We start from the raw sequence: 11,476 nt of genomic DNA on the forward strand, positions 1-11,476 counted from the left end.
AAACCTCCGTTTCTATTCTATTTTAGCATATAAAAAGAACCTAGCCTAAAAGTTGAACATGGGAATTTTCAAGAGAACTTTACTTTTTAATCGCTTTCATTTATGCTATAAGTAATACAGATTTTTTAACTGTATTAATAGATAAAGGATGTGACTTATGAAGAAGTCGATTTTGTTCAAAATGTTAGGGATTATTTTATTAATTAGCCAAACACTGGTAGGGGTACCGATGTTGGCACAAGAAAGTATACTAGAAACAACCGTTCAAACAGAGACGGAATCAGTAACAACAGAAACCAGTCAGACGGTAGCTAACTTGGAATCTGAAACTACTAGCCAAACGGTGATGCAGGAAAAAGAATCCTCTGCGGCAATCGCCGAAAGCAGTAGCCGAAATGTGGTTGCAGTAACCACTGAAACCACAAATGAGATACAAAATAGTGATACAGATGGAAAAGCTGTTTCTGCAGAGAGTGTTTTTTCAGAAGCAGATTATAAACAAGCAACTGCACTGGAGTTAGCAACTTTAGTAAGAGAAAAAAAGGTGACAAGCGAAGAATTAGTAAAAATTGCGTTGGCCATCACTAAACGTGAAAATCCTACATTAAATGCGGTCATTACTTTACGAGAAGAAGCGGCTTTGACAGAAGCAAAAGCTTTACAAGATACAGGTCAACCATTTCTAGGTGTGCCGCTCTTACTAAAAGGGTTAGGACAATCCTTGAAAGGTGAAAGCAACACGAACGGTTTTGGTTTTCTCCAAGATCAAGTAGCTGGTGGGACATCGACCTTTGTCAAAGCACTACAAAATGCCGGATTCATAATCATTGGTCAAACGAATTATCCAGAATTAGGTTGGAAGAATATTTCAGATTCGAAGTTATATGGTGTTTCCGTCAATCCATGGAATCCTAACCATTATTCAGGTGGTTCTTCAGGCGGAGCGGGTGCTAGTGTCGCCGCGGCATTTGTTCCCATTGCTTCTGGAAGTGATGCTGGTGGCTCTATCCGCATCCCTGCTTCTTGGACAGGCACCGTAGGCTTGAAACCTTCTAGAGGAGTAATCATTGGCAATTCTAATAGTGCAAAAGGTCAAACTGTTCACTTTGGTTTAAGTCGAACCGTGGCGGATACAAATGCATTATTTGAAACCTTATTAACCAAAAAAGATCTTCCTGCGGGACATTTAAGTCAAGCGCAACCCATTGCTTATACAACAGAATCCCCTGCCGGAACGCCTGTAAGTGCCGAAGCAAAAGAGGCGGTCGCTGAAGCTGTTGCTTTTTTAAAAGACCAAGGGTACACATTGGTTGAAGTGAAGCACCCTGTTGATGGGGAACGTTTAATGAAAAATTATTATACTGTAGCTGCTGGCTCAGCAGGAATTGCCGATTTTATGGCGCGGCAGAAATTGAAAAGACCGCTTGAACGAAATGATGTAGAACTGTTAACATGGGCGCTTTTTCAAACAGGAAAAAATATAACGAGTGAAGAGACAACTGCGGCTTGGACAGATATTGCTTTACAAGCACAAGCGATGGACGAATTTTATCAACAGTATCCTATCTTATTAACACCAACGACAGCTGCCACGGCACCTAGTATTGATAATCCGTTACTAAAACCAGAACATGCAGCACAGATGGAAAAAATTGATCAATTGTCACCAGCAGAACAAAAACAATTGATTTATGACCAATGGCTGACGGCGTTCACATATACACCGTTTACACAACAAGCAAATTTATTTGGACATCCAGCATTAAGTGTACCAACTTACGTTTCAAAAGAAGGACTGCCTTTGGGGATTCAATTTAATAGTGCATTAAATGAAGACCGAACGTTGCTACAATTAGGTGCTTTATTTGAAAATAACCACAAGATAAATCAACCACATGTAGAAGAACCAGACAAAGGCAAAGAACCAGATACAAGTGGCGAACCAGATAAAGATAAAGGACCAGATATAAGTGGCGAACCAGAAAAAGACAAAGAGCCAGATGCAAGTGGCGAAGCAGACAAAGACAAAGAGCCAGATGCAAGTGGCGAAGCAGACAAAGACAAAGAGCCAGATGCAAGCGGCGAGCCAGACAAAGACAAAGAGCCAAATGCAAGCGGCGAACCAGACAAAGACAAAGACTCAGAGGCAAGTGGCAAACCAGAAAAAGACAAAGAGCCAGATGCAAGTGGCGAACCAGAAAAAGACAAAGAGCCAGATGCAAGTGGCGAAGCAGACAAAGACAAAGAACCAGATGCAAGTGGCAAACCAGAAAAAGACAAAGACTCAGATGCAAGTGGCAAACCAGAAAAAGACAAAGACTCAGATGCAAGTGGCAAACCAGAAAAAGACAAAGAAACAAAAACAAGTGAAGAACCAATCGAAGGAAAAAACCAAAACCCAGACAAAGCTGGAAAAACTACTAGTGAGTCATCCTTAGCTAATTCGCTGAATTCATCAGCAAATCAGGGAACCAAATCAACAGGAAGTACACATGCTTTTTCTGATAAAAATATGATTGGGAAACAAGAACAGCTTCCCAAAAAAGTATTACCAAAAGCAGGTGCAGAAGTACCTAGTACTTTCTGGATTGTTTTAGGAGGAGCTTTCTTAGTAACGAGTGGAACGATTTATATAAGGAAAACTAGAAAACAATAACCAGTGAAGGCTAGAGACAATTTATCCCCAATTGTCTCCAGCCTTTTTTCTTTGGTATACTAAAACCAATAGGGAAATGGAGGCGAAAGTAATGAGGGCGTTTGAGAAGATTCCAGCGTTTCAGCAATGGCAAAAAGTTGAAGCTATTCACCGTGGTTGGTCAACTGATTTAAAGTTTAAAGTTACTAAAAATCAAGAAACCTTTTTATTGCGAATTTTTCAACAAGAAGAGTTATTAGCCAAACAACAAGAATATCAATTTATCAAAAAAGTAGCGGCGTTAGGATTTCCCAGTTCTAAACCTTTTTTATGTGCACCTATTCCTGAAAGTGAACAAGGATACATGTTATTAACGTATCTAGAAGGTGAAGACTTAAGCGATGTTTTACCCGCTCTTTCTCCCAAAAGACAACTGAACTTAGGCGTAGAGGCGGGCCGCTATTTAAACAAAATCCATAAGCTTTTGTTGCCTGAAAGGATTAGTCAAAGAGAGATTGCGCGAAATTTATACGAAAAAAAGCAGAGCCAACTAAATAAGTATAAGGAATCTCAATTTTGTATGCCGTACCAGCAGCCAATAATTTCATATTTAGAAAAACAATTACCGTTATTGCAACAACGGCCTGTGGTTTATCAGCATGGAGATTTCCATGTGGGAAATTTTATTTACTTGCCAACTAAGCAGGTCGGTGTGATTGATTTTAATCGATGGGATTTTGGGGATCCTTATGAAGAATTTTACAAGTTACAATTTTTTTCAAGAAATGTTTCGCCATTGTTTGCTTATGGTCAATTACAAGGTTATTTTGCTGGGAAAGTTCCTACCTTATTTTGGCAGTTTCAAAAGCTTTATACTTTTCACGCAGGACTCTATTCTTTAGTTTGGGCACTTAGCTTTGGTGAAAAAGAAATCAGGACTATGGAACAGCAATACCAACAATTACTAGAGGACTATAATTGTGGAGAATTACTAGTTCCCAAATGGTTTTCAACTATCCAAAGAAAGGGATTGAGATTTTAGGTTTATTTCGATAGAATAAAAATAAAAACAGGAGTTTAAGGAATGAAACTAAACGGGATTATTATGATAGCGGTTGTTGGAAGCGTTTTATCTAGCTGTGGTTGGCAAAAATCGAACGAGGAATCACAGAAAGTACAAACCGTACAAACAAACAATGTAAATACTGAAGAAACAAGAGCAATTTCAGCAACCGAAGTTAGTCAAACTACGGCGTTGGAATTAGAGCAAACAACGCAAACACAAGAATTAACTGAATTAGTTACAGAAGAAGGGACGATTTGGAATCAGCAAAAAGCAAAACAGTTAGGACAATACATGGAAACCTGGGGTCAAGAACGCAATCAGAACTATCAAGCGTACCAACCAGGTCACTCTGTAGCTTTTTACACGATTCAAGTGCCTGATGATTTATTGAGCTATGAACCTAAAATACAACCAGCTATTGGGAACAATCCCATTTGGTTAAATTGGTCAGAAACAGGCAGCGAAGGGGGTTATTGTCTGGTGGCAGTATACTCTGACAGTGCGACACAAGTTGCCCAGAAGCATGTCTATTTATTTACTTTAGTGAATGGTGAAGCCAAAGTTTATGTGAGTAAAGAACAGCCAGTAGAAGAGCAACCTTATTTGTTTTTAAAAGAAACAAGTAATACAGAACTGAAAGAACAATTCACAAACCTTGTGAATAATCTTTAATTTTTTATTTAATCAAAAGGAAAAGAAAATTTATCATTGACAAAGTATCCGCTTTCATTTTATTCTGTAGCTACCCCTTGGGAAAGGGCAAAAGGAAGTTTTGAAAGGGATGGAAGAAAAAATGAAGGAAACAAGTTTAGTAATTATTAAGCCAGATGGCGTTGAACGGAAGTTAGTTGGCAAAATCATTCAACGTTTTGAAGATAAAGGTATTGACTTATTGCACCTTAAATTCGAACGACTAACAGTAGAAACAGTGAAGGAACACTATGAGCATTTAAAAGATGAACTATTTTTTCCTGAATTATTAGCCTATATGACAAGTGGCCCAGTGGTTGTGATGGTCGTTGTAGGGGACAATGTGGTTAAAAAAGTGCGTAAATTAGTTGGAGCAACGAATCCGTTAGATGCTGAAAGTGGCACCTTACGAGCGGATTATGGGTTGTCTGTCACCAAAAATTTAATCCATGCTTCTGATTCTGTTCAATCAGCAAAAATTGAGATGCAACGGTTCTTTGGTTAATCAGCGAAAAAGAAGCAATCCTTTATTTTTTATAAAGGATTGTTTCTTTTTTGTTAATTGTCAGAATATTCCGCTTAAATGGTTGACATCTGGAGGTAGAAGAGTAGTATAGACTACATACTAAATACTAAATGACTGCGTGTGCTTCAGGAGGATAAAATGATAACAAGTGATGAATTGACAGAAAACCTTAGTCCGTTTGAATTAAGTCTATTTTTAGAGAAGAAATTACATGAAGAAAATCATAATTTAGAAACATTGTTAAATGCAGGGCGAGGCAATCCTAATTGGACGGCGCCAACACCAAGGGAAGCCTTTTTTTTATTAGGTCAATTTGCTACAAAAGAAACCTTAAGAGAGGGGAGCGAACAAACGGCTGGTATGATTCAGCCAAGCTTTGGTAGAACGCAACGCTTCTTAAACTTTTTAGCAGAAAATCCTAGCAAAGGGGCAACTTTCTTACAAGAAATTTGGACAGCAGAGCATAACTATTTTGGGATGGATAAGGAAATGTGGTTAGATGCCATGTTAGACTATGTGATTGGGGATAATTATCCGAATCCTGTTCGTTGCTTGAAGGCGTGTGAACAACCGATTAAAGCATATTTAAATCAAGAATTATTTTCCAGCGAAGCACAACCGTTTGATATTTTTGCCGTTGAAGGTGGTACAGCAGGGATTTGTTACTTGTTTGATACGTTGGCAAATAATTATTTACTAGAAAAAGGTGATCGTATTGCGTTGTTATTACCAACGTTTGCTCCTTATCTAGAAATTCCAGAACTACCACGTTATGATTTTGACGTGGTTAAAATCAAAGCAGAGCAAATGATTATTGATGGAAAAACGACGTATCAATACTCAAACAAGGAAATTGATAAACTAAAAGACCCGTCCATCAAAGCGGTTTTTGTCGTAAATCCCAGCAATCCAACTGCTAATGCTATGGGAAAACCTACCATTGAACAAATCAAACAAATCGTTGCAGTGGATAACCCTAAGTTAATGATTTTAACAGATGACGTTTACGGAACTTTTGTGCCAGCTTTCCGTTCACTATTTACGGAGTTACCTTACAATACAGCTTGTATCTATTCTTATTCTAAATACTTTGGCGCTACTGGTTGGCGTGTGGGGACTATTGCGGTTAGCCAAGAGAACATCTTTGATCAATTATTAAAAGAATTGCCAGTGGCTCGAAAAATGGAATTACAGGCACGTTATGCTACATTGAATGCAGACACAAGTCAAATTAACTTTATCAGCCGCTTAGTCGCAGACAGCCGCGATATTGCGTTGAACCATGCAGCGGGACTTTCTTCTATTCAGCAAGCGATGATGGCTTTATTTAGTTTGTATGCTTTGTTAAAAGACGGTCAAGCATATAAAGACGAAGTGATGGATATTTGTCATACGCGTGAAAAGCTCTTGTTCCGCACTTTAGGTATTGAAGAGCCTTTAGCAAGTTTAAATACAGCATATTATTGTGAAATTAACTTTAGAGATTGGACAGAAAAACGTTATGGCCCAGAATTTTCAAGTTATTTAACGAAATCTTGGACGATCACAAAAGTATTAACCTCTTTAGCAGAAAAAGAAAAATTAATGCTTTTAAAAGCGGATGCTTTCGGGAGTGACAAATGGTCAGTTCGAATTTCTTTAGCCAATTTAGCTACTAACCAATATAGTGAAGTTGGTAAACGAATGATTCGCCTATCTGAACACATTAAAGAAGAGTGGTTGCGCCAAAAGCGCCAAGCAATTAAATAAAAAAACGCTAAGTCTCTTAAGCTGCAGGAGACTTAGCGTTTTTGTTTATTATTTATTCATTTTTCCGTCAGTTTTGGTTTATAAATGTTTGCTACACTGGAGATAAGAGGAAATTAAGCGTTTATAAAAAGGAGAGAAGTGAATGAAACATATTAAAGGAATGTTGGTTTTTATCGGATTATTTATTTTGGTTGGTTGTGCGCCAGATCAAGAGCCAACGAAACAAACAACAAGTGGTCCGCAAGAGACAAAGCAAGTGAAGCAAGTTACCGTCACCAATCAAACGACTTCTGCGGTGGAAAAACAAGCGCCGACTAAAAATGACGAACTGATTGCTAATCAATTGACTTTTGATTCTCATGAATACACGTACGAAGTGGTTACAGGGGCCACACAAACGACATTTGGGACAACCCCACCAGCAAAATATACACCAGAAGAAAAAAAGGAAAAAATGTTTTGGTCCAATCAACCGCCTTTGGGATTAATGACGGGTAACTATTATAAAAATGAAGGTGTATTTACTGGCGGAAATTACGGCATTGTAGAGATTATTACAGAACCTGAAACGCAACGGATTCTGAATGTTGAGTTTACAGAGTTTGCTAGTGACCCTTACTATGATACACGCTATTCGGGTGTCAACAAACGCCTGTCGGATTATCCTGAATTTCAAGCAAGCAACACGCGTACAGACGATACGTTAGTCACCGTTGTTAATGGTATTACTTATGTAGAAAAACAAATGCGTGACGAAAATCGTGTCACAGGTAATTTTTATACGGTACGCGGTTCATCAACTTCTGCGCGTGAAGGTTTAATGCCTTTAGCAGCAGAGATGGACACTCGGCTAAAAGAGCCAGCGAAAGAAACGTATATCGGTTACGCAGAAGATTTAGGCAATGGCCTAATCGCTCGACTTCAAGTGATAACAGAAGAGCAGAAAATAAAACATGTCAGCTATGATGAATACTTTTCAGATGAACAGGAAAAAATCACAGAAACAGCCCTGCGGCCTTTTTATCGTCAATCGAAATATTATTCACCAGGATATAATAAACAAACCAACAATTCTTTTATTCATTTTGTAGATGCACTAACAAAGGCCATTACGACACAACAAACTTTATCCGTTAACGAAGAACAAGAGCTACAGCATCCGTCTTTTACGACTTATCAAAGATTGGCTGAAAAAATCAGCACGTTTCAAAATTTATTGAAGGAATAAAAAAAACGGAAGAGAGTGGGACAATAGTCCTTTCTCCAAAAGAAACCAAGTCCGATTTTGATGATTACTTTCAAAATCGGACTTGGTTTTTCATTTTTACGTTGTTTTTTCTCCATATATTTCCCTAATTTTCTTAAATTTAATGCCATGAGCGCCAAGCCAATGTCAATCTTGGCTCCTTGTTTCCCTCGTAAGTGGAAACGTTGGAACGCCAAATGAGCCTTTAGGTGGCCGAACACTGGTTCGACATCGATTTTCCGTTTCCGATAAATCGAACCTGTTTTTTCCTCTAAAAGCTTCTTTTTACATTCGGCTTTGAAATAGCGCCATGTATTATTCACTAAAATTTGTCGGTTTTGCTCACTTTTTGCCTTCGTACATTGACTACGAACAGGACAATCTCGACAATTTTCACATTCATAAATTTTGAAGTCACGGACAAATCCGCCTTTATCTTTTCTTCGACTATATCGCTTGAAGGGAACTGCCCGATGGGCAGGACAAATATATGTATCTTCTTTTTCCAAATAGCGCCAGTTATCAACCATAAAAGGACTGTTTCTATAGGTCTTTTTATTTTCTTTATGATAACTAGCATAGGTGATTAATGGCGTTTTATGCAAGACATCGTTGATATACGTATAATTTTCTTCACTTCCATAGCCGGCATCCGCTACAATATACTCGGGTAATTCGTTGTGTTGTTCCAAAAAGCTGTCTAAAAATGGATTTAAAGTTTTTGTATCTGTTGGATTCGGGAACAGATCATACGCTAGGACATATTGATTTTCTGTTGCGATTTGTAAATTGTAGCCTGGCTTTAGTTGACCATTGCGCATATAATCGTCTTTCATCCGCATAAATGTGGCATCTGTATCTGTTTTAGAAAAACTATTTCGCTCTTGAAAAAGGCGGTTATAGGTTTCATATCTTTGTTTTCTTGGTAAATAATCCGCTTGGATTTTGCGTAGATACTTTTTGTAGGTTCTTCTTTTTTTCTTTAATTGGCTTTGTTTTTCTTTCTTCTTTTCCTTTTGTAGTTGTTCTTCTGTCGCCACCAACTCTGTTTCCAAGTGCTGCGCGATTTCTTCCAATTGGGTGCTTGTCAATCTATCACTTTGGTTTTCTTCTTTTAAAGAAGGCAAGATTTCTTCTTTATAAAGGGTTTGATAGAATTCGTTTGATTGTTTATCCAAAGCAGCTTCATACCGATTTGTTGCTTTGCGCCAGACAAAACTGAATTTATTGGCATCCGCTTCGATTTTTGTACCATCAATAAATAGCGCTTCATTGTCAATTACCTGATTGGTGATTAATTGACGGCGGAATAAGACAAAGGCTTCTGCTAAAAGGTGAGCAGTTGTTTCCTGACTTCGGAAGCGATTGATGGTCCGGTAACTGACTTGTTCGTGGTTAGCTAGCCAACGCATACGATAACTGTCATCTAATAGAAATTCAATTTTACGACCTGAAAAAACACGTTGCGTATAAGCATATAAAATAATTTTTAACATCATTTTGGGGTGGTAGGCCGGTCGGCCTAGTTGTTCTTCTAATTTAAGAAAGAGTGTTTGTGGCATGGCTTCGACTAAAGCATTAACCGCAAAAGCGACATCTGTTTCAGGAATATATTGTTCCATATCTAATGGTAAAGTTGTTTGATTGATGGTATAATTTTTAAACATAAAGCACTCGCTTCCTTTCTGATTGGGTTTCGTCACTTTAATCTTACAGGAATGAGTGCTTTTTGTGTACTTTGAAATTAAAAAAATGGGGCAATAATCAGATTTTTTTCTGATTATTGTCCCATTCTCATTCTCTTCCGTAATCTTAAGATTATCAGCTAAATCAAAGTGAGTTCTTTTTAAAGAAATACTTTTATTTTAGCCTTTTATAGATCTAAATAATTTTCTAAGTAATCTGCTAAACCATCTTGATCATTTGTTTTTTCAGTGACATCGTTGGCTACGGATTTAATTTTATCCGTGGCATTGTTCATAGCAACACCCCAACCAGCATAACTTAACATTTCTTCGTCATTATGTTCATCGCCAAAAGCAATGATATCAGCTGGTTTGACAGATAAAAAGTTCGCCACTTGATCAACGCCATGGGCTTTTTGAATTCCTTTTGCGACCATTTCTAAAATAGGCATTGGACCGCCCCAAGTGCGGACATCAATATAATCACCATATTGTTTTGTCAATGTATCAGCAACTTTTTCAGCTTGGTTTGGTGTGGTCCGAACCATCATTGAGGTAGGATTTGTTCGTAAATTTTTAGCAGTAAGTAAATTATCTAAGGTTGCTTTGGAAGCAAAAAATTTCGGATCGAACCTATCTAACGTATCGATATAAAATGTTTCTTTGTTTTCAGCAGCAACAAAATCTAATTGTAATTCTTTTTTCTGTGCCAAAATGTCAAAGACTAGGTCACGCTCAATATTGGCTTCGCTTTCCAAGTCCCATTTTTTCTCTGGAATGTGGACTAAAGCACCGTTAAAGTTAACCATAGGGGTCGTTAGGCCAAGTTGTTGGTAAAATTGATGACTCATTCTATAGGGACGTCCAGTGGCAATACTGACGTAATGACCGTTGTCAATCGCTTTTTTTAGTGTTTGTTCGGTTTTTGGACTGATTAAAGACTGTGCATTTAATGTTGTGCCGTCTAAATCAATAGCAATTAATTTTTTCAAGTAAAAATTCCTCCTAAATGCCTTTTACTCAGTCTAGCATAAAACCGAAGATTATCAAGGGGAGAAGCATGTTCATTTATAAGGTTTAAAAAAAAGCTTAAGAAGTATGCTACACTAAAATAAACCGTTTGAAAAAGGAGCGCAGAGCATCTTGAAAAATTCTAGAAATTATTTACGAGTGATCACCTTAATCTATTGTATCTATATGTGGTTATTTGCTACGCATTTTCATTTTATGGCGTTGAACGTGTTGTTAGCCTATATTCCAATTGAACTTAGTTATCTTTTAAACGCAGAAAAACGTAAAAGGGATTGGTTGATAGGTTTTGCTTGGTTAATTTTTTATCCTAATGCGCCGTACCTATTTACGGATTTTTTTCATTTAGAAACGCTATCTATTTATCGAGGCTTTAATACGATTTTTGCAAACCAAATTGGTGATTGGTGGGCGTTTGTTTGCTTAACTAGCGGGATTGTTATATATGGACTTTTAGGGATGAAAACAGTAACAACTGTTAGTCAGAAATTGCAAAGTTATTGTGACTATAGAACAATTGTAGTCTTTCAAGCCAGCCTTCATTTCTTGTCTGCTTTGGCGATTTATGTTGGACGTTTTGATCGATTACACAGTGTCTATCTTTTTATGAGTCCAATTGAAACAGTGAAAATTATCTTTTTTGACTGGTCCCTTCAAAAATTAATGTTTATTTTATTAATGATGTTTCTACAGATGCTGTTGTTTGGGCTAATCCAATTATTAGGAAAAGAAGAAGCAATGTAAAGCTTTTTCTTTTTTTATATCTACAAAACACGAACGTTATATAGAAATATATATATAATAGTTAATATTTTGTTGTAAAAAGATAGCGATTCTCTTATAATCAAAG

The 11,476-nt window shown here is 37.4% G+C and carries 9 protein-coding genes; 7 read left to right on the plus strand and 2 right to left on the minus strand.

The features are described 5' to 3' along the window. Nucleotides 1-157 precede the first annotated feature (157 nt). From IGK54_RS04215 to IGK54_RS04240, 6 genes are all read left to right on the plus strand, one after another. The gene (locus tag IGK54_RS04215) at nt 158-2,656 is read left to right on the plus strand and encodes an amidase family protein (RefSeq protein ID WP_430603248.1); all 2,499 of its coding nucleotides are present in this window, start codon (nt 158-160) and stop codon (nt 2,654-2,656) included. A gap of 76 nt (nt 2,657-2,732) precedes the next feature. Continuing rightward, complete coding sequence (locus tag IGK54_RS04220; protein ID WP_185938091.1) at nt 2,733-3,677, plus strand: aminoglycoside phosphotransferase family protein; 945 nt, start codon at nt 2,733-2,735, stop codon at nt 3,675-3,677. 42 nt (nt 3,678-3,719) lie between these two features. Then, the gene (locus IGK54_RS04225; RefSeq protein WP_142957277.1) at nt 3,720-4,373 is read left to right on the plus strand and encodes a DUF4767 domain-containing protein; all 654 of its coding nucleotides are present in this window, start codon (nt 3,720-3,722) and stop codon (nt 4,371-4,373) included. Between the two features lie 109 nt (nt 4,374-4,482). Further along, nucleotides 4,483-4,896, plus strand: coding sequence for a nucleoside-diphosphate kinase (ndk, locus tag IGK54_RS04230; protein WP_002383435.1), 414 nt, complete (start codon nt 4,483-4,485; stop codon nt 4,894-4,896). Between the two features lie 159 nt (nt 4,897-5,055). Further along, entirely contained in the window at nt 5,056-6,666 is a 1,611-nt protein-coding gene (aspD, locus tag IGK54_RS04235; protein ID WP_002355939.1) for an aspartate 4-decarboxylase, read from the plus strand. A gap of 142 nt (nt 6,667-6,808) precedes the next feature. Further along, on the plus strand, nt 6,809-7,894 hold the full coding sequence (locus IGK54_RS04240) for a hypothetical protein (RefSeq protein ID WP_430603250.1): 1,086 nt from the start codon (nt 6,809-6,811) through the stop codon (nt 7,892-7,894). On the opposite strand, the gene IGK54_RS04245 is transcribed toward IGK54_RS04240, so the two are convergent. After that, a complete protein-coding gene (locus IGK54_RS04245) occupies nt 7,873-9,579 on the minus strand; it encodes an IS1182 family transposase (RefSeq protein WP_241408305.1) in 1,707 nt (568 codons plus the stop codon). The genes IGK54_RS04240 and IGK54_RS04245 overlap by 22 nt on opposite strands. 206 nt (nt 9,580-9,785) lie before the next feature. Further along, the gene (locus tag IGK54_RS04250; protein WP_104846075.1) at nt 9,786-10,589 is read right to left on the minus strand and encodes a Cof-type HAD-IIB family hydrolase; all 804 of its coding nucleotides are present in this window, start codon (nt 10,587-10,589) and stop codon (nt 9,786-9,788) included. A 205-nt stretch (nt 10,590-10,794) separates the two neighbouring features. On the opposite strand from IGK54_RS04250, the gene IGK54_RS04255 reads away from it, so the two are divergent. Then, nucleotides 10,795-11,370, plus strand: coding sequence for a DUF1361 domain-containing protein (locus IGK54_RS04255; RefSeq protein ID WP_002386206.1), 576 nt, complete (start codon nt 10,795-10,797; stop codon nt 11,368-11,370). The last annotated feature ends 106 nt before the right edge of the window (nt 11,371-11,476 follow it).

The sequence above is a fragment of the Enterococcus sp. DIV2384 genome (assembly GCF_050534975.1).
Classification (GTDB): domain Bacteria; phylum Bacillota; class Bacilli; order Lactobacillales; family Enterococcaceae; genus Enterococcus; species Enterococcus faecalis.